Below are 20119 nucleotides of genomic sequence, written 5' to 3'. Positions count from 1 at the left end.
AAAGCTAACAATAAGGATTCCGCAGAAAGAACTGGACTTACTAGAGTCATACTGTGAGCAAGTGTCAAGGACTAAAACCGATGTACTGCGTGAGTTTATTCGGGGTCTGTCAAAGAAAGTTAGTAAAAGTGAGTAATTGTTAGCTTATTGAGTGCTATTGATTAACCTTCATAAAAATTCTAAACAAGATCCCCGACTTTTTGAAGAAGTCGGGGATCTGAGTAATCAGACTTTGTATTTATATTCCTGATCCAAATTATCCATATATTAATATTTTCTACCTAATTTTTATATTGTTGACAATACTTTGTCATAAGCTGAAATTAAATTTAAAGTATTACTCACCAGAAATTATTTTCCCTGTGTCAAAATCAATAGGTTGTCACAGTATTCTATATTTTCTTGTAAAATAGCGATATATCTCTAGCCAGATTTTTATCTCTATCTAAACCCAAAAAAAATAGATTTATTATTTCTATCGGTGGATGCAGACCCATCAAGATATCATCTATCTTTGGTTTGGGAAAATAAAAGAAGTGATTGAAAAAACAACTTAGTTTGCAAGAGGCAATTAGACAAGAGTGAGTGTAACGATGAATGAAATCAGCATTATTTTAATTGAAGATCATGACCTAACCAGAATGGGGCTAAGAGCTGCATTACAGGCCAACACTGGCATCAAAGTAATTGGTGAAGCGGCTAATGCTACTCAAGGACTGAAACTTTTGGAAACGGCGAAGCCGGATGTAGCGGTGGTAGATATTGGCTTGCCGGACATGGATGGCATTGAACTCACTCGCAAGTTTAGGCGTTATCAAGCTGAGAGTGGGCAAACCCACACCAAGATTCTCATTCTGACAATGGATCATACCGAAGATGCAGTACTGGCGGCTTTTGCAGCTGGGGCAGACTCTTACTACATGAAAGAAACCAGCATTAGTAGGCTGACAGAAGCAATTCAAGCGACTTTTGGCGGCAACTCATGGATTGATCCAGCGATCGCTAATGTAGTATTACAGAAGATGCGCCAAGGCATCCCCGGAGAAAGTCAATCATCTGATAAGCCCAAAACCGTCAAAATTGAGGCTCTACCTTCGGAATATGAACAAGTATTAGAAACTTACCCCCTTACACAACGGGAATTAGAAATTCTAGAGTTGATTGTTGCTGGCTGTAGTAATGGTCAAATTGCGGAAAAACTTTATATTACTGTTGGTACAGTTAAAACCCACGTCCGCAACATCCTGAATAAACTTTGCGCTGATGACCGTACCCAAGCGGCTGTACGTGCTTTACGTTCTGGGTTAGTAGCTTAAACATGAAACCATAACGCACCTACCAAAATTTAACACCCATACCCTAACCTTGGTTTTTCCCGTAAATCAAGGTTTTAGCTTTTTGCGCTAATTTTACGGATTACTACGAATTACGAATTCCTATTAGTACTCTTATCTTGGTAATCACTGTTATACAGGGTTGCCAAGAGAACTAGATTACTAAACTTATGGCTATAGATTTACGGGGATTTTTTCAGGCTACAGACCCTAGTCGGACTCTATTTCTCAATCAGGACACAGATAAAAAATACTACATTGACTTTTCTTCGGTGCGTGGCGGCGATATTATCGGTAAGCTCAAACAAAAGATTACTTTTTTTAAGCCAGATGAACCTACCTGCACTTTATTTACAGGACATATTGGTTGTGGTAAATCGACGGAACTCATCCGCTTACAAGCAGAATTAGAAAAGTTAGGCTTTCATGTAGTTTATTTTGAGTCTAGTGATGACTTAGAAATGACCGATGTTGATATAGCCGATGTGTTGTTGGCGATCGCTCGGCGTGTGAGCCAAAGTTTGGATAAAATCACTCTGGGGGAGACTCACAAATTTAATGATTTGCTACTAGGTGCATGGAAGGTTTTAAACTCTGAGGTGACGGGGATTAAAACCAAAGTTCCCGTAGTGGGTGATGTCGGTGTCAGTGTAGAGCAAGAAAAGTTATCTCTATCTGTAGGTATTGGTGAAATCACCACCAAAATTAAAAGTGACCCCACACTACGAGAGAAAATCAATCAATATCTCGCACCGCAAAAAATCAAGCTGTTGGAAGCGATTAATCAAGAATTATTGCAGCCGGCGATCGCTAAACTCAAACAACAAGGTAAAAATGGTCTAGTTGTCATTGTCGATAACCTCGACCGCATAGATAACCGTCCTAAGTCTTGGGGACGACCCCAGCAGGAATATTTATTTGTAGACCAAGGTGAATATCTCACCAAGTTAAATTGTCATCTAGTCTACACCATGCCCCTGTCTCTCAAGTTTTCCAACGATTACGGAATGCTGACTCAGCGCTTTCCCGAAGACCCCAAAGTATTACCTATGGTTCCCTTACATTGGCCTGATGGTAGGGTGCATGAGCAAGGAATGGAGCTGATGCAACAGATGGTATTAGCCAGAGCCTTTCCTGACTTGCAACCAGAACAACGCCTAGACAAAATTTCTGAGATTTTTGATAGTGCTGACACCTTAAAGCGTTTATGTATCTTGAGTGGTGGTCATGTGCGTGACTTGCTGCGGCTCCTGAATAGCTGGATTATGGAAGAAATGGCGCTTCCCCTCACCCGCAATACTTTAGAACAAGTTATTCGTTCCCGTCGCAACGAAATGATTTTGCCAATTTCCGAAGAAGAATGGCAATTATTACGCCATGTCCAACAGAAGAAAAAAGTTAGCGATGACCACGGCTACCAAAAACTCATCCGTAGTCGTTTTGTCTTTGAATATCGAGATGGCGGCGAGTCTTGGTTTGATGTCAATCCCATTTTGATTGGCGCAAAGGAGATGGGGGGATGAGGGAGCAGGGGGAGCAGGGGGCAGGCGAGCAGGGGGAGCAGGGGGAGTAAAGAAGAATAACTATGAACTATTAACTATTGACTATTGACCAACAACAAATAACAAATGACAAATGATTTAGTGAATAACGATCGCTCTCTGCAACAATTAGCTTGGGCGATTGATGCTTCTGTAGGGCAGTTTAAGTTGATTTTGGCACGGTGTAATTATGCCAGCTTGCGCGATCGCTTAATCAAAAGATTACAAGAAATTTGCCAAGCGGAAATTTGCGTCTTGGAAGTCCAGCAATCTGATAAAACCCTCTATACTGCCATTCGGGATGAATTTGGCGCAGAGATTCTTGGTTGTGTGATGGTTATCGGGTTGGAAAAAGTGCAGGATTTAGCAGTGATGTTAAGTTCAGCCAATCAAGTGCGCGAGGAGTTCCGCCAGCATTTTCATTTCCCTTTGGTGTTGTGGATTGATGATGAAATCTATAAACAATTAATTCAAGTTGCACCTGATTTAGAAAGTTGGGCAGTTACGAAAAATTTCCCTATTGACCGACAACAATTAACTGATTTTATTCTTGAAACGGCTCATCAATATTTGAGTGATCAGACTAAACTGACTTTTCATGAATCACTCAAGCTAGAAACTGAGTTATTAGCAGCCCAAAGAGATTTGTTTATAGATGGACAGATAGATAATATAGAATTAGCGGCTAATTTATTATCATTGCTGGGCTTGATTAACAAGAATATCAATAAAGTTACAGATGCGTTGTTATATTATCATCGGGCTGGTGATTTATGGCAAAAGCTTGATTTAATTAAACCTCAAGAATTTATTCTTTTAGAGATTGCTTTTTGTTATTATATTCAAAGTTATAAATATCAAGATATTAATCATATATCTTGGCATAATACGAGGCGTTATACTCAAGCATATATCGATTTTATTAACCAGATTCAACGCGCAGATTTAATTGCTAAATCTCTTTATAAGTTAGCTATAATCTTACGTAATCTTAACGATTGGGAACAGTTGGAAAAGCTATCTCAAAAAGCTTTAATCATTCATCAAGCAGATAATAATAATAGAGAAATTGCTAGGAATTATGCTTGTTTAGCAGATGTGGCTTTAGCCGAAAAAAATTGGCGACAGGCAAATCAATTAATTAACCAAGCATTAGATTTTATATCAGCCGATAAATCAGATAATCCACTCTCAGCACCAGAATTAAGCTTATATAGATTTATTCAGGGTTGCTCTCAATATAATTTAGGGCAAATTCCCCAGGCGATCGCTAACTTAGAAGATGCTATAAATAAGTTAAATCCTCAAGAAGATGTCAGGCTTTATCTGCATATTCTCAGTTATTTACATAATGTTTATTTCACTCAAAAAAAATATCTTGCAGCCTATGAAATTAAACAGCAATTACTTTCCATTGAACAACAATTTGGCTTGCGGGCTTTTATTGGCGCAGGAAGATTAGAAGCACGTAAGCAAACACATTTAGAAACCTTACCTACAACTTCTCTACAAGATAATATTGCCTTAGAAATTGCTGCATCTGGTCGTCAATTAGATGTAGAACGTTTAATAGAACGCGTCGGTCGCCCTGATTATAAATTGATAGTCATTCATGGGCAATCGGGTGTGGGTAAAAGTTCCCTCATTAATGCAGGTTTAGTTCCCGCTTTAAAGAAAAAAGCCATTGGTGTGCAAGATAATTTAGTCGTCGTTATGCGTGTTTACACCAACTGGCTGCAAGAGTTGGCGCGCATTTTGATAAAGGATGGGGGAAAAGGAGAAGGAGAAACCCAACGTTCGAGTTCAGAACCTATTGTCTCCTCGTTCCTCATCGCCCAGTTGCGTGAAAATGAACAACGCAACCTCCGCACAGTGTTAGTGTTTGACCAATTTGAGGAATTTTTCTTCGTTTACCCCGAACTAGGACAACGAAAGCAGTTTTTTGAGTTTCTGGGGGAATGTCTGCACGTTCTTTCAGTGAAAGTTATTTTATCGCTGCGGGTAGATTACATCCATTATTTACTGGAATGTAATGATTTGCCGGAATTTCAGATTATTGGTAATGACATTCTTAGTAATAACGTGCTTTACAAGTTGGGAAACTTCTCCCCCAATGATACAAAGTCAATTATCCAGCGTCTAACTGCAAATACTAGCTTTAACTTAGAACCTGACTTAATAGATGCACTGGTAGAAGATTTAGCAGGAGAATTGGGTGAAGTTCGCCCCATTGAGTTGCAAATTGTGGGAGCGCAATTACAAACCGAGAATATCACCACCTTAGAAAAATATCGGCGTTTCGGCACCAAACAAGACTTAGTGCAGCATTATTTAAATGAGGTTATCCATGACTGCGGCGAAGAAAATCAGCAATTGGCGGAGTTTCTGCTGTATTCTCTGACCGATGAAAGAGGAACTCGTCCCCTAAAGACACGGGGGGAATTAGAACGGGATTTTCAGCAATATTTTTCTGCTTATGATGTGGAATCTGCACAAATTTCCCCAATACCACGGCAAAAACAGGGCAAAATTACGCCAAAATCTTCACAACAGCCTGTGAGAAATGAGCAAATCTTAACTCTCCAGCAATTCGATTTAGTTTTAGATATTTTCGTCAAATCTGGCTTAGTTGTTTTGCTCCCAGAAAAACCCACTGACCGTTATCAATTGGTGCATGACTATTTAGCCGCCTTTATCCGCCAGCAACAACAACAAAAATTAAAACAGGTGATAGCGGAACTGGACAAAGAAAGAGAGCAAAGAAAACTAAGTGAAGCCAAACTTTACCGCTTTCTACAACGTGCTTTGTTTAGTTCAGTGGCTGTGGGTATAGGTATTGTTGTTTTAACCGCTTTAGCAGTGCAGTTAGCAAATGAAGCCAAAAAACAGACACAAAACGCCGAAATTAGCGCCGGAATTAACGAAATTAACGCCTTGAATAATTCTTCAGAAGCTTTTTTTGTCTCTAAACAATATCCTGATGCTTTGATAGAAGCACTAAAAGCAGCTAACAAACTCAAGGGTACACCGTGGGAGAGAGAAAAAAGTTCTGCCACAATACAAACTGCGGCAACTTTACAGCGAGCTATCTACTTACAGCCCAATGAATATAAAGAAAATCGTGCCACAGAGGTGAATACTTTGGCAGGTCATGAAAATTGGGTGAGTAGTGTCGCCTTTGCCCCACAAAAACGACAGTTAGCCTCTGGTAGCGGTGATAAGACAGTTAAAATTTGGGATATTAACAATGGTCAACTCCTAAAAACCCTCTCCGGTCATAATGATTCCGTCATCAGCATCGCCCATAGTCCCGATGGGCAACAATTAGCTTCTGGTAGTGGTGATAAGACAATTAAAATTTGGGATATCAGCAGTGGTAAAAGCCTGAAAACCCTCTTTGGTCATCGTGATTCCGTCATCAGCATCGCCTATAGTCCCGATGGACAACAATTAGCTTCTGCCAGTGATGATAAGACAGTTAAAATTTGGGATATTAACATTGGTAAAAGCCTAAAAACTCTCTCTGGCCATAATCATGCAGTAAGAAGCGTTACCTACAGTCCTGATGGAAAACAATTGGCTTCCGCTAGTCGAGACAAGACAGTTAAAATTTGGGACATCAACAGTGGTCAACTCCTGAAAACTCTTTCTGGTCATAGTGATGGGGTAATTAGTATTGCTTACAGCCCCGACGGCAAACATTTAGCCTCCGCCAGTAGCGACAAGACCATCAAAATTTGGGACATCAGCAATGGTCAACTCCTGAAAACTCTCTCTAGTCATGACCAGCCTGTTTATAGCATCGCCTACAGTCCCAATGGACAACAGTTAGTTTCTGTCAGTGGTGATAAGACCATCAAAATTTGGGATGTCGGCAGTGGTCAACTCCTGAAAACCCTCTCCGGTCACAGCAATTCAGTCTATAGTATTGCCTACAGTCCCGATGGCAAACAATTAGCATCCGCCAGTGGTGACAAGACCATCAAAATCTGGGATATCAGCATCGGTAAACCCTTAAAAATACTCTATGGTCATAATGATTCTGTTATCAGCATCGCCTACAGTCCCAGGGAAAAACAATTAGCCTCCGGTAGTGGTGACAACATCATCAAAATTTGGGATATTAGCACTGGTCAAACCCTCAAAACTCTTTCTGGTCATAGTGATTGGGTCAGAAGCATCACCTACAGCCCCGATGGAAAACAATTAGCTTCCGCTAGTAGCGACAAAACCATCAAAATTTGGGATGTCAGTACTGGTCAACCCTTAAAAACTCTCCTTGGTCATCAAGATAGGGTGATTAGTGTCGCCTACAGCCCCGATGGACAACAATTAGCTTCCGCTAGTGGTGACACAACAATCAAAATTTGGGATGTCAACAGTGGTCAACTTCTAAAAACTCTCTTCGGTCATAGCAGTTGGGTGAGGAGTGTCACCTACAGCCCTGATGGAAAGCAATTAGCTTCCGCCAGCGACGACAAAACCATCAAAATTTGGGATGTCAACAATGGTAAACTCCTGAAAACTCTCTCTGGTCATCAGAATTCAGTCAAAAGCGTTGTCTACAGTCCCGATGGTAAACAGTTAGCTGCCGCCAGTGATAACATCAAAATTTGGGATGTAAGCAGAGGTACACCCTTAAAAACTCTCTCTGGTCATAGCAATTGGGTGAGAAGCGTCGCTTACAGCCCCGACGGACAACAATTAGCTTCCGCCAGTCGTGACAACACAATTAAAATTTGGGATGTCAACAGTGGTCAAGTCCTAAAAACTCTCACTGGTCATAGTGATTGGGTGAGAAGCATCATCTACAGCCCCGATGGTAAACAGTTAGCTACCGCAGGTGGTGATAAAACCATCATTTTCTGGGATTTATATTTCGATAACTTATTACACTCTGGTTGCAACTTGCTGAATAATTATCTGATAGCCCATCCACAGGTTTTAGAAGAGCTGCCGTCATGCCAAACTCCTGGGCGATAGAGTCTAGCAAAATAAGTGGTAGGTTCTGATGGTGAGACATTTTTGCAGTGGGTGATTAGAGTGTCAAGCTTAAAAACGATCGCATACTCCCGCGTGATTCACTTAAGTCATATAATTGACCCAGGTATTCCCCAATGGCCTGGCGACCCTCCCATTGAATTTACCACCGTTGCCCAACTCCCTGATGATGGCTATTATCTACGGGGCTTCTCGATAGGGGAACACAGCGCCACTCATATCAATGCTCCTAATAGTTTTTATCAAGCAGGTATAGGAATTGACCAATACCCGGCTCAGTCGCTCATTGTCCCTGCTGTAGTCATAGATATACAGGCAGCCGCAGCAGTCAACGCCGATTATAAACTCACAATTGATGATATCTTCGCCTGGGAAGCAGAACACGGTGAAATTCCTATTGGTAATGTAGTATTACTACACACTGGCTGGCAGAATAAATGGTCTGATAAAAACGCTTTTCTCAACCAAGATGCCGCAGGAATCATGCACTTTCCGGGTTTTGGTAGCGATGCAACCCAATTCCTCTTGGAGGAGCGACAGATTGCAGGCGTAGGAATCGATACTCATGGGGTAGACCCTGGACAAGACACCAGTTTTGCTACCAACCGCTTAGTATTGGCGCAACAAGGTATTGTGTTAGAAAATTTGACAAATTTGCATCAACTACCAGCAAAAGGTAGTAATCTGGCGATCGCAATCCTTAGATTACGCGGTGGCTCAGGTTCGCCAGTGGGAGTTTTGGCATTAGCGCCTTGATAGTGGTGTGGGGGTATAGGGGTGTGAGGGTGTAAGGGTTTAGGGGTGTGGGGGTGTAAGGGTGTAAGGGAAAAATATTTTCATGTTTGGTTGTGTAATTTGCCTGTGATTGGTTGTCTTGATGTCTCCTGTCCATTCCGTAAACTAGACGATAACCTAGAAGTCAAGCCAAACTTATTTAAAACTTATTTAACTGTTTAAGGGTGTAAGAGTTTTACCCCTAAACCCCTAATCCCCCACACCCCTAAACCCCTACACCCCTATATCCCCCTATCCCCCAAATGAAAACTCCCCTAAACTGCCAAAATTACATCAATGGTCAATGGTTAAACGCCGCCACAGAAACCACCCTCAACAGTCACAACCCTGCTAACAAGAGCGAAATTGTTGCCACTTTCCCCCGTTCCCAACCTGACGATGTAGATAGAGCCGTCGCCGCCGCCCGTCAAGCCTATGGCAGTTGGCGCAAAGTCCCAGCCCCAGCCAGAGCCGAATATATCTTTCGTGTCGGCGAATTATTACTCCAGCATAAAGAAGAACTAGCCCAGCTCATTAGTAGGGAAATGGGTAAACCCTTAACTGAAGCTAGGGGCGATGTGCAGGAAGGCGTTGACTGCGCCTTTTATAGTGCTGGTGAAGGACGGCGGTTGTTTGGGCAAACCACACCATCGGAAATGCCCAACAAGTTCGCCATGACTGTGCGAATGCCCATTGGAGTCTGTGCTTTAATTACTCCCTGGAACTTCCCTGTGGCTATTCCTTGCTGGAAAGCAATGCCAGCTTTGGTTTGTGGCAATACGGTGATTCTCAAACCTGCGGAAGACACCCCCGCCTGTGCCACAAAATTAATCGAGATTTTCGCCGCCGCAGGTTTACCACCGGGCGTAATTAACTTGGTGCATGGAGTGGGTGAGGAAGCGGGGAAAGCTTTAGTCGAACATCCAAAAATTGATTTAGTTTCATTTACTGGTTCTTCCGCCACTGGTGCGTATGTTGGCGAAACTTGTGGACGCACTCACAAGCGCGTCTGTTTGGAGATGGGCGGGAAAAATGCTCAAGTGGTGATGGAAGATGCAGATTTAGAACTTGCCCTTGATGGGGCATTGTGGGGAGCCTTCGGCACGACAGGGCAACGATGTACAGCTACCAGTCGCTTAATTTTACATCGTGACATCAAAGAAAAATTTACAACCATGTTGCGTGAACGTGCCAGCCAATTACGTTTGGGTGCTGGTAATGAACCTGAGACAGATATTGGGCCGATAATTAATAACCGACAGTTGCAACGGGTACATGAATATATGAATATTGCCCGTGAAGAAGGAGCCAAGATTTTAATCGGTGGGGAAATTGCCACCGAGGGAAAATTACAACAGGGCTACTTTTTTCAACCCACGATTTTAGATAACGTCACCCCACAGATGCGCGTTGCTCGTGAAGAGATATTTGGGCCTGTAGTGGCATTGATTGAGGTTAGCACCTTTGAAGAGGCGATCGCTATCCTTAACGATACCAAATATGGTCTTTCCTCCTCAGTCTACACCCGTGACATCAATCGCGCCTTTGCTGCCATGCGCGACATTGAAGCCGGTATCACCTACATCAACGGCCCCACCATTGGCGCAGAAGTACACTTACCTTTTGGTGGTGTCAAACAAACCGGTAACGGACACCGGGAAGCCGGCACCACCGCTTTAGATGTGTTCACAGAATGGAAAAGCGTTTACGTAGACTTTTCCGGCAGTTTACAACGCGCGCAAATTGATAACAGGAGTTAGGAGACTGGAGGAAGAATTAGTGACTGTTGACTGTTGACTGTTGACTGTTGACTGTTGACTTTTGACTTTTGACCGTTGACCGTTGAGTAATCAGCAATGACTAATTAAACTAAGAACGTCTGATAAAGCGCCCAATAGCAGACGCGCAGCGTAGCTCAATTCTTTTCGTCAAGTATGACCGTCTCGGATAAAGTTGAATTGGTGATTGAGTATGTTGCCAATAGGCTTTATCAGTCAAGCTTGGAGGAACGCCACCCAAAGCTTTTAAAAGCAATTTTTTGCGCCACGGCTTGATTGCTGCCCCTGATGCGTGGGACATCAGATAAGTACTGGCATTGCCGAAATCCATACCCAAGCGGCTAACAGTACTCAATGGTTCATTAGACAATGTTACTGCTAAATTCAAAACACATTGATCAGTTAAAAAATAGGGATATTGCTCCGAATAAAGATGAAAATTATGGAGGTCAAAATATCCAGCAGATTCAAAAGTTTCTAGCAAATTTTTCCACAATACTAGTATTTCTTTTTGAGTTTGTTTTACTCCAATAAAACCTGCATTGTAATATCTATCTAATTGCCGAAGAGAACGATAACCGTGGCGCTCTGCTAGTTCCTGCCAAGCAATGCGATTAGGATCATTGGCAGGCATATAATCATAAGCATCTTCACATAAAGTAATGCCTCTACCAACCCACTCTTCGTAAAAAGCCCAGCGCCTTTTGTTGACAATATCAGGGTCAAAATAAAATATTGCTTCAATTTCTGGGCAGTAATTTTCCCAGAGTTGCAGCATAAAATCTGGTTTATAGTTTGTAAAACACTTGTAAGTATCTAACTTAATAAAACGAATTACACAATCTTGGGCAACAGTAAATTCCTGATAGTTTTCATCGTTTTTAACAGATGCAGTCCAAGGTGGTAAATTACCCCGATATCCCGCCCAAATTACACCACGAAAACCGTGATGATAGAGAGAATTTACCAGGTTTCCCACACCGTAGTGGTAATCACCTTCAAATAAAGTACAAATAGCTGTGAGCATGATGGGTTTAAAGGTATATGAACTTTATGATGAAGGAAAATATTCTCAGTATGTGATCTTGATGTGCTAGTCACACACTTTCTTAGTCAGACTTTAGATATAAGAGATAATACTTTTAAAATACTCAATAAACAGTGATAACAAAAGTTTCAATCTTATTGATGCTCGTTAAAGATAACTTAGCAATTATTCTTTAAGTTGCCATTTTGGCAGATTTCTAAATAACAATTTTATCCGTATTTATTATTTACAATGTAGTTAATTCATTTAGTAAGAATATACACCCAGCCAATGGATAAGTTAAATACCCGTGCAACTCAAACAAAACGGTAATAACTAATAAGTATATTGTCTTTAAATTGTTTTTGATGTGGTTTAATACTCTATCCCATTGCAGATAAAATTTTATAATTTATTTTACCAATTACCCATTACTTATTATCTGTGAGAATAAGTTAATTGTCTTGCGGAGGATTAGTAAATTCAGGAGTAGGCATGACTGGGATAACTACAGGTTTTGGTGTTGCAGCTTGGAGTTGACGCTGGGCTTCGTCACGGGCGTTAATTGCTTGGTTATAATCTGGTTTATGTTTAATTGCTTGTTCATAGGATGCGATCGCCTCTTTGTATTGTTTTAAACTAAATAAGGCATTACCCCGACTGTACCAACTTTCAATATGCTTTGGTCGGTAACGCACCGCCCTATTATAGGATGCGATCGCCTCTTGATATTGCTGTAAAATATACTGAGAATTGCCTAAACTATACCAAACCTGATAATTACTGGGCTTAATTGTTGCCGCTTTCTTATAGGATTCTATCGCCTCTGCATAGCGTTGGTTTTGATGCTGTGACCAACCTCTGCCATACCATGCTTGATAATTATTAGGATTAAATTTTATAACTTGATTAAAAGACTCAATCGCTTCTGGATAGCGTCGTAAAATAATCAAGACGTTACCTCTAGATAACCAAGCTATAGCATAATCTGTTTTATATTGTACTGCTTTATCATAAGCATTAAAAGCATCTTCGTAGCGATTTAAATTCACTAGAGAGTTTCCCAAATTATACCATGCTCTCTCATAATCTGATTTAACTTCGATGGCTTTATTATAAGCGTTTATGGCTTCATTATATTCTTTGAGGCTTTGCAAAGCTAATCCCTTATTATAAAAACTCTCGTAAGCATCTGAGTTAAATTCAATAGCTTTATCATAAGATTTAATTGCTTGATCATACTGTTTTAAATTACTAAAAGCTTCCCCTCTAGCATTCCAGACTTCTGGATAATTTTCATTGAGTTGTAAAGCTTTATCAAAAGAGGCGATCGCTTCTGCATAACGCTGTAAACTTTGCAAACTAAAACCCCTACCACTCCAAGCTTCTACATAATCTGGTTGGATTTGAATGGCTTTATCATAAGCTGTCAATGCGTCTTGATATTGCTTGAGTCGAAATAAAGTTTTTCCTTTGCCATACCAAGCAGGAGCATAATCTGGTCTAATATCAACCGCTTTTTTATAAGCAGATAAAGCATCTTTGTATCGTTGCAATTCAAAAAAAGTATTACCTTGTTTAGCCAATTCTGTAGCATTATTACTATTAATACTATTGACAACAAATACTGAAGCTGTACCAGTCGCACTAATTAATAAAATTGCTAATAATAATTTGATGAATATATTTTTTTTAGCGTGATTAAATCTAAATTTGGCAGGTGGTAAAGTGGGAGTTATGGCGATTGTCCCAGACGTTGGTTGTGTTAATTCTGTGAGTGCTTGTAATGCAGTCGTCGCTGAACCATAGCGTTGGCGGAAATCATAACACACCATTTTGTCTATAAATCTGGCAAACTCTGACGAGACTTGAGCATGATTTTGCCAGATAATTTCATGAGTATCAGCATCATGTTCTAGTTGATGGGGTAATAATCCCGTCAGTGCTTGAATTGCAACTATCCCCACAGCATAGATATCACTACTAAATTTGGGATTACCTTGGGCTTGTTCTCCGGGTATGTAACCTGGTGTACCAATAATCACAGTAGATTTATTTTCACCACTGGGGGTCACTATTTGGGTTGTGATTTGCTTCACTGCCCCAAAGTCGATGAGAATTAACTTACCATCCTGTCGCCTGAGTAAATTGCGCGGATTAATATCACGGTGAATCACATTTTGCTGATGGACAAATTCCAAGATGGTCAGAATCTCTTGTAATAGTATTGTCACCTCATCTTGAGTAAAGACTTTTCCTGGCGTTAACTCTTTACTCAGGTCGTGACCAGGGATAAATTCCTGTACCAGATAGAACTCTGCATTCTCCTCAAAATAAGCCAAAAGTTGAGGAATGCGATCGCAACTTCCCAACTTATATAAAACTTGCGCCTCTGTATCAAATAATCGCCTGGCTATTTCCAACGTAGCCGAATCGTTTGCTTGGGGTTGGAGTTTTTTCACTACACACTTAGGTAATCCTGGTAGATGAGTATCACAAGCCACAAAAGTTTCACCAAATCCCCCTCCTCCCAAGTGGCTAATAATTTGGTATCTTCCAACAAGTGTGTTTCCCAGCATCCAGTTTACCTACTTGAGTGCATTGTGTCTGATTCCAATCTTGCCACAGATTCTTTAAGGTGCGGGGAGAAGAAGCAGGGGGTAATAACTAATGACTACTGACCACTGTACGGGCGGGTTTACAAATATCCGCACTCTCAGACGATGATCTTTATAAACCTGCCCTTACTAACAAATTTAATGATTCCTATTAGTGATAACTTACATTTTCGTGAACGACCGATTATTAATTATTGGTTGATTGGTATTAATATTTTTATCTTCCTCTGGGAAATCAAACTAGAACTGAGTGGTGAATTAAGTTCTTTCATTAACACTTGGGGTTTAGTCCCATCCCAGATTAGCACAACACTTAATAATGTACTGATAAATCCTGCGGCTTTGGTAGTTGTGTTTGGGCGTTTATTCTCTTTGTTGTTCGCCATATTTATCCACGGCAGTTTTAGCCAAATATTGGGGAATATGTTATTTTTATGGGTGTTTGGTAAAGCAGTAGAGAATATTTTAGGACATAGGCGCTATTTAGGATTTTATCTGGTTGCTGGTATTATCACAGGGTTAGCGCAAATTATAGTTGAACCAAATTTGACTGTACCACTTGTTGGTGCAAATGGAGCGATCGCCGCAGTTTTGGGGGCTTATATAATTAAATTTTCTCAGGTCAAAATAGACACAATTTTACCGTTAATTCTTATTTATATTCCCATTGAATTACCTGCTTCTTTCTATTCATTATGGTGGTATATTCAACAGTTATTTTATGGCATTGGTAGTTTAAACATTCCCCCGGTGGGAGTCAATCAACCAAGCCTAGCCTACTGGATGCAGATTGTAGCCATGACTATTGGTGCAGTTTATATCCGAAAAAAATTCTGAAACACCTTTTCTTCTAAACTCCGCCCTTGATGCGCCTTGTTATCCGTATAAAAACATACAGTTATTGCCAAAGCTACTTTAGCAGTAGGTAATGGATAAGAGTCAAATTACCAATCACCCATTACCTGTTACCAAAATCCCTATCCCTTTGTAGTCAAGCATTCCAACGGAATTCACCTCCCACTAAAATCAGCATTTTTGTTTAAGGAATCTATAATTACTTGCCGTTTTGCTACTTCGATATTATAGGATGGACGGAGTGTTGTAAGGGGCTTGGGGCTATTATGGCTCGCTATACGTGTTCATTTGTGATTTCTATCCGTTTCGACTATCTCCAGCCATTGCTTCTAGACTTGTTACAGGACTGTGATTTAGAAATTCAATACCACACACCTGATTACATTTTGGCCCGTGAGATTCCTGGGACTGTTCCTTTTCCTAAATTGGTGAAAGTGGAAGTACTGATTGATAAATCAACGGCTACTGAGACAGAAAGCCGGATGAGTATTGTGATTAAAAATGAAGAATTACCCCTCTACTTGGATAATCACTGTCGGCAAGTATTTGAACTTGTTAAGCAGTCGATTGAAGGTAGTCGTCATTGGCATCTTCTCGAAAGTCTGGCTGGCTAACATCGCGCCTCAAAATTAAAAATTGATATCTGTGGAGTTGGTAATTGGTAATGCTAAAAACCAATTTTAGCCTTGCCAAAATTTAAGTATTTGTAGGGTGGGCAGCGCCCACCGTATCATAATTTGGGCGAGTAATGCTCATCAAGTCAGAAGTTTACAGTTCTTCTACATCCTCAGTCATACCCGGATTGATAAGGGTAATGTCATATTCACTAGCGTCTGTTTGTCCTGAGCGTTGAGTATTCTTTAATAAGTAGTAAATGGCACGTACTTTCGGGCCAAAAACTATCTCATCTTCATTTTTTAAATCATGGGCTGGGATTTTGCGACCATTAATCATCAGACCGTTGGCGCTTGCTTTACCTTTACCATCACCATCGACAATGCGGTAATAATAACTATTATTATTTTTTGGCAGTCGCACTAATGTAGCATGGCGACGAGAGACAAATTGCGACACTAAACGAATATTGGACTCCTTGTCTCTACCAATGGAGTATAAAGGCTGGTCTAAAGAAAATTCTTTACGACCTTGGTCGTCTTCAAGAATTAATAAATGACTTTCAAGAGTTTCTGCTGTCATTGATACATCTTTGCCACAGTCAGTTGAAGTTGGACTCATCCAAGTTGCTTTGATTTATCCTAGCTGATTTTTTCCACACCAGCGTTAGCATAGCTTACCGTGGGTATTGCCTGCATTGGGGCAAGCTAATTATACTCTGCACAATGACACTTATAAGCGATCGCCTCCACTGGGCAGAACGCCAGCGCACTTAGATTTATACTTCCAATAAAATCTCTCGACAAGTTACAGATTCAATCTGTCCGTTTCTTGCAAGTTCTAAACAACTATAAGGACTACCTCGCCAGCCTAACCCTGAAAAGAGCGTATTTGTATCAAAAACAACTATATAAGAGATCATTTAGATTCGTGCATCAAATCATCTATAAAGTATTCTCGCTCTTGTTCGGTCATAATATCCCAATTAAGCCCGCGTGACGCACTCAAAGAGCGCATCTGTAATTCTCCGTCATCAAGTCTACTTTGCCACCAAGCATCTTGTTCTGCTTTGATGGCTTGTAATATCATACGCTGTTCTGGAACTGCTAATTGCTTTACCAATGATATAACTTGCTCAATATTAAGTTGAAGTGTTGCCATGTTTTTAGTACCTCAAGCTTCAATAATAATGAGACATAGCATATTCTCATGAGATCATCATATCAAAGCGATCGCCACTTTCAAAACAAACCCGTTATACTCCACATATCGTCCGTGAATTTACTTGATGATGCTCCTGACTTTTCACGGAATCTGGAAAACCTCTCCCCTACAACTTTCTACGGTGTACACACAAGTCTAATAACCTAGCCCCATAACGTTTTGATCCCCCCTAGCCCCCCTTAAAAAAGGGGGAACAAGAATCAAAGTCCCCCTTTTGAAGGGGGATTTAGGGGGATCGAACCACATTTTGCACTCAGCACAAATATGTGTATACACCGTAGACACCTTCAAAACACCATCATTCGACCTCAGAACTAGAAAATTCTCGTTTGAAACAGGAACATTCTCACTGGAAACAGGAACGTTCTCGTTTGAAACAGAAACATTCTCGTTTAGAACAAGAACGTTCTCACTGGAAACAAGAATGCTTTAGTTGGAAACAGGAACATTCTCGTTTGGAACACGAAACTTCGGGTTCTGAACATGAAACTTTGAGTTCAAAACAGGAAACTTGGAGATAAAAGCTAGAGTGATGAGGTTGGGAAGGTAAATTTTCGTGTTCTCATTAGAGAGAATCGCGTAAATTTGCTAAATTCTTACGCACATTCACAGTATTAGGATGATTCGCGCCTAAACTTCCCTCGAAAATATTCAAAGCTTGGAGATACAGGGGTTCGGCTTCGTCGTACTTTCCTTGGTGTTGGTAGAGTGATGCCAAGTTGTCGAGGCTGGTAGCAACCAAGGGGTGTTCGTCTCCCAGCAAGCGTTTATCGAGTTCCAATGCTTTTATAGAAAATTCTTCTGCTTCCTTGTAGCGACCCTGCATCCTATACATAGAACCTAACGCGGATATAGTATCTGCTACAAGAGGGTGATCTTCTTTCAGTAGATACTGTTTGAGCTTTAAGGCTTTCACAAATAATTCTTCTGCTTCGCTATAACGTTCTTGCTCTCTATATATTAGAGCTAAATTATGTATATCTGTTGCTAGATTCGGATGATTTTCTCCTAAAGTCTCTTTATCTATTTTTATCGCTTGTAATGCTAAAGGTTCGGCATCAGCGTAGCGCCCTTGGTAGTAGTAGAGTAATGCCAAGTTGTTGAGGCTGGTGGCGACATCGGGATGATTTTCTCCCAACAGGCGTTGTCTGAGTGCTAAAGCTTGGATATACAGAGGTTCGGCTTGGTCGTACTTTCCTTGGGTGCGGTAGAGTTCTGCCAAGTTGTTGAGGCTGATGGCGACTGAGGGATGATTTTCTCCCAGCAGGCGTTTACATAGTTCTAAAGCTTGGAGTAAAAGGGGTTCGGCTTGGTCGTACTCTCCTTGGGATTTGTAGAGTAATGCCAAGTTGTTGAGGCTGGTGGCGACTGAGGGATGATTTTCTCCCAGCAGGCGTTTACATAGTTCTAAAGCTTGGATATACAGAGGTTCGGCTTGATCATACTTTCCTTGGGTGCGGTAGAGTCCTGCCAAGTTGTTGAGGCTGGCGGCGACGGAGGGATGATTTTCTCCCAGCAGGCGTTTACATAGTTCTAAAGCTTGGAGTAAAAGGGGTTCGGCTTGATCATACTTTCCTTGGGATTGGTACAGTAATGCTAAGTTGTTGAGGCTGACGGCGAAATAGAGATGATTGTCTCCCAAACGGTTTTGTACTGTTGATAAACACTGCTGATACCAAGGTTCGGCTTGGGTATATAACCCTTTTCCTTCATAGAAGTGACCCAAGCCGATGAAAGACAAAATTATATCTTCATCAGTGACGTATTGAATGGGATTGTTTGCTACTTCAGCTATGTGTGGTATGGCAAGGGAAACAGCGTTAATTTCCTCAAGTGTAGGAGTGTAAGGAATTTGTTTAGCAACTTCTACCATTACCTGACAAAACGATCGCTTACATTCCTCTGCTTGCTCTAAACCTGTAAACTTAGATTGGAAAAATTCCCGCAGTAGGGGATGCAGTTGATAGATTCCTTCACCTTTGCGCTGGAGTAAATGCAGATTCAATAATTTATCATCCCGAATTTCCTCTAACTCATCCTCATCTTTCTCTGTTAAGCACTGTTCTACAAAGTTCCAGGGTATGGGTGCGGTTGCAAATAAACTGAGTACACAGCCTAATAACTTATCATCCTCTGCTAATTCCTGCCAACTCAACTCAAAGGCGGCTTTTATTCCCCGTTGTGCTGTCATATCTGCTTCTGGCTTATTAAGCGCAGCTTGTTCTAGTGGCTTTTCCTTTTCCTTTTCCTTTTCCTTTAATCGCCCCATCATTTTCAATAGGGACAAATCTTGTTTTTTCGCTAAATATCGCCCCACCAACTCTAAACCCAAAGGCAAATACCCCAGCCATGCACACAACTGTTTTGCTACATCTAATTCTCTCTCAATTCGCCCTGGTGTTTTTGTCAGCAAAGACCGTAACAACTCCAATGCTGCATCTGGTTGTAATACATCTAAAGATAATTGCTTGATGGCTGCACCCAACTTTTGGCGCGTAGTCATCAACACTTTAAATCTGGAAGATACGCCCTGTAGGTAAGGTCTGATTTGCTGGTAATCTGTCACATCATCCACCACCAGCAACACATTACCCTCACGCCAATTCCGCCAGCAGTATTGTACTTGTGCAGGTAAATCAAATTCTTCTGGTGGCTTTAAATCAAGCTGAGTTCTGGCAAACCGCACCACTTGAACGCCGAAATCCTCAGCTTTCGCCTGTAACCAGCACAGTCCACCTTTGTAGTTTTCGCGCTGAGTCATGGCATATTGCAAGGCGAGTTCTGTTTTACCCAGTCCACCCATTCCCAAAATTGCCGCAATGGCTACTTGGTTATTTTCCTGCAATAGTTTATGGAGTTCTTGCAGTTCTTCATCACGTCCCACAAATTTCACCACCCCACTCAGGGGTAAATTTTGCGGTATTTCAGGATTTGACTTTACCCGTTCCTGTCCGGGCGACTGTAGTCAGTTGTATGTGTTGTGCTGTTCCTGAATTGTGATTTGTTGGGCAACCATTGCCCCTTTTTCAGCTTGGATACTTTCTGCTAACTTGGCAAAGTTATTAACAATTGCTGGCTGCGCTTGAATTTCTGCGGCTAATTTCTGAATTTCCTCAGCCTTGGGGGATTCATCTTGATTAACTGTTGCTTCCACTTCCCGCACTGATTGAGCAATTTCGGTATCTGTATCGGCTGCGGCTTTCAACTCCAACACAGCTTGACCATAATCTAACGGCTGCTGCATCCGTGAGAGGTTAAAGTAATTGCACATTTGTCAAGAGGGTGCAGGAAAAGGGGATAGATCCAGCTTGAAGACTGGTTTTCGTAGGGCTTTGACTACGCCTAAATCTTG

General features: G+C 41.2%; 14 protein-coding genes and 1 pseudogene. 9 read left to right on the top strand and 6 right to left on the bottom strand.

Features of this window, described 5'->3' with window-relative positions; all coding sequences use genetic code 11:
• Positions 1-593 precede the first annotated feature (593 nt).
• The 5 genes from H6G14_RS20050 to H6G14_RS20030 all read left to right on the top strand — a co-directional run bounded on the left by H6G14_RS20050 (position 594) and on the right by H6G14_RS20030 (position 10410).
• Complete coding sequence (locus H6G14_RS20050; protein WP_190569067.1) at positions 594-1316, top strand: response regulator transcription factor; 723 nt, start codon at positions 594-596, stop codon at positions 1314-1316.
• A 188-nt stretch (positions 1317-1504) separates the two neighbouring features.
• Positions 1505-2857: a response regulator gene (locus H6G14_RS20045; RefSeq protein ID WP_190569066.1), complete on the top strand. Its 1353-nt coding sequence runs from the start codon at positions 1505-1507 to the stop codon at positions 2855-2857.
• A 105-nt stretch (positions 2858-2962) separates the two neighbouring features.
• On the top strand, positions 2963-7858 hold the full coding sequence (locus H6G14_RS20040; RefSeq protein ID WP_190569065.1) for a WD40 domain-containing protein: 4896 nt from the start codon (positions 2963-2965) through the stop codon (positions 7856-7858).
• A gap of 60 nt (positions 7859-7918) precedes the next feature.
• On the top strand, positions 7919-8632 hold the full coding sequence (locus H6G14_RS20035) for a cyclase family protein (RefSeq protein ID WP_422394088.1): 714 nt from the start codon (positions 7919-7921) through the stop codon (positions 8630-8632).
• A 281-nt stretch (positions 8633-8913) separates the two neighbouring features.
• Entirely contained in the window at positions 8914-10410 is a 1497-nt protein-coding gene (locus H6G14_RS20030; RefSeq protein WP_190569064.1) for an aldehyde dehydrogenase family protein, read from the top strand.
• A 109-nt stretch (positions 10411-10519) separates the two neighbouring features.
• Here H6G14_RS20030 and H6G14_RS20025 read toward each other — a convergent pair whose 3' ends face one another.
• Positions 10520-11455, bottom strand: coding sequence for a hypothetical protein (locus H6G14_RS20025; RefSeq protein WP_190569063.1), 936 nt, complete (start codon positions 11453-11455; stop codon positions 10520-10522).
• Between the two features lie 455 nt (positions 11456-11910).
• A complete protein-coding gene (locus H6G14_RS20020; RefSeq protein WP_190569062.1) occupies positions 11911-14034 on the bottom strand; it encodes a serine/threonine-protein kinase in 2124 nt (707 codons plus the stop codon).
• Positions 14035-14214: 180 nt separating this feature from the next.
• Here H6G14_RS20020 and H6G14_RS20015 point away from each other — a divergent pair, with 180 nt between their 5' ends.
• Together H6G14_RS20015 and H6G14_RS20010 are read left to right on the top strand one after the other, a co-directional pair.
• Positions 14215-14910, top strand: coding sequence for a rhomboid family intramembrane serine protease (locus H6G14_RS20015; protein WP_190569061.1), 696 nt, complete (start codon positions 14215-14217; stop codon positions 14908-14910).
• Between the two features lie 284 nt (positions 14911-15194).
• Positions 15195-15542: a hypothetical protein gene (locus tag H6G14_RS20010; RefSeq protein ID WP_190569060.1), complete on the top strand. Its 348-nt coding sequence runs from the start codon at positions 15195-15197 to the stop codon at positions 15540-15542.
• 154 nt (positions 15543-15696) lie between these two features.
• On the opposite strand, the gene H6G14_RS20005 is transcribed toward H6G14_RS20010, so the two are convergent.
• Complete coding sequence (locus H6G14_RS20005) at positions 15697-16164, bottom strand: FHA domain-containing protein (RefSeq protein WP_190569059.1); 468 nt, start codon at positions 16162-16164, stop codon at positions 15697-15699.
• Positions 16165-16461: 297 nt separating this feature from the next.
• Entirely contained in the window at positions 16462-16704 is a 243-nt protein-coding gene (locus tag H6G14_RS20000) for a hypothetical protein (RefSeq protein ID WP_190569058.1), read from the bottom strand.
• Between the two features lie 48 nt (positions 16705-16752).
• Between H6G14_RS20000 and H6G14_RS19995 the strand changes: the two genes are divergently transcribed.
• Positions 16753-16914, top strand: a complete 162-nt coding sequence (locus H6G14_RS19995; protein WP_190569057.1) for a hypothetical protein — start codon at positions 16753-16755, stop codon at positions 16912-16914.
• 182 nt (positions 16915-17096) lie between these two features.
• Positions 17097-17288, top strand: coding sequence for a hypothetical protein (locus tag H6G14_RS19990; RefSeq protein ID WP_190569056.1), 192 nt, complete (start codon positions 17097-17099; stop codon positions 17286-17288).
• A 44-nt stretch (positions 17289-17332) separates the two neighbouring features.
• On the opposite strand, the gene H6G14_RS19985 is transcribed toward H6G14_RS19990, so the two are convergent.
• Positions 17333-19651 (bottom strand): tetratricopeptide repeat protein, encoded by a 2319-nt coding sequence (locus tag H6G14_RS19985; protein WP_338421207.1) that lies wholly within the window; start codon positions 19649-19651, stop codon positions 17333-17335.
• An 81-nt stretch (positions 19652-19732) separates the two neighbouring features.
• Positions 19733-20008, bottom strand: a pseudogene (locus H6G14_RS19980) (hypothetical protein); the annotation flags it as partial.
• Between the last annotated feature and the right edge of the window lie 111 nt (positions 20009-20119).

Source organism: Nostoc parmelioides FACHB-3921 (assembly GCF_014696625.1).
Classification (GTDB): Bacteria; Cyanobacteriota; Cyanobacteriia; order Cyanobacteriales; family Nostocaceae; genus Trichormus; species Trichormus parmelioides.
This window is presented reverse-complemented; position numbering and strand designations above follow the sequence as displayed.

Bases quoted from the DNA above. Each gene is read 5' to 3' on its own strand.
- H6G14_RS20050 (WP_190569067.1), top strand. From the start codon at position 594: ATGAATGAAATCAGCATTATTTTAATTGAAGATCATGACCTAACCAGA.
- H6G14_RS20045 (WP_190569066.1), top strand. From the start codon at position 1,505: ATGGCTATAGATTTACGGGGATTTTTTCAGGCTACAGACCCTAGTCGG.
- H6G14_RS20040 (WP_190569065.1), top strand. From the start codon at position 2,963: ATGACAAATGATTTAGTGAATAACGATCGCTCTCTGCAACAATTAGCT.
- H6G14_RS20030 (WP_190569064.1), top strand. From the start codon at position 8,914: ATGAAAACTCCCCTAAACTGCCAAAATTACATCAATGGTCAATGGTTA.
- H6G14_RS20025 (WP_190569063.1), bottom strand. From the start codon at position 11,455: ATGCTCACAGCTATTTGTACTTTATTTGAAGGTGATTACCACTACGGT.
- H6G14_RS20020 (WP_190569062.1), bottom strand. From the start codon at position 14,034: ATGCTGGGAAACACACTTGTTGGAAGATACCAAATTATTAGCCACTTG.
- H6G14_RS20015 (WP_190569061.1), top strand. From the start codon at position 14,215: ATGATTCCTATTAGTGATAACTTACATTTTCGTGAACGACCGATTATT.
- H6G14_RS20010 (WP_190569060.1), top strand. From the start codon at position 15,195: ATGGCTCGCTATACGTGTTCATTTGTGATTTCTATCCGTTTCGACTAT.
- H6G14_RS20005 (WP_190569059.1), bottom strand. From the start codon at position 16,164: ATGAGTCCAACTTCAACTGACTGTGGCAAAGATGTATCAATGACAGCA.
- H6G14_RS20000 (WP_190569058.1), bottom strand. From the start codon at position 16,704: ATGGCAACACTTCAACTTAATATTGAGCAAGTTATATCATTGGTAAAG.
- H6G14_RS19995 (WP_190569057.1), top strand. From the start codon at position 16,753: ATGAGATCATCATATCAAAGCGATCGCCACTTTCAAAACAAACCCGTT.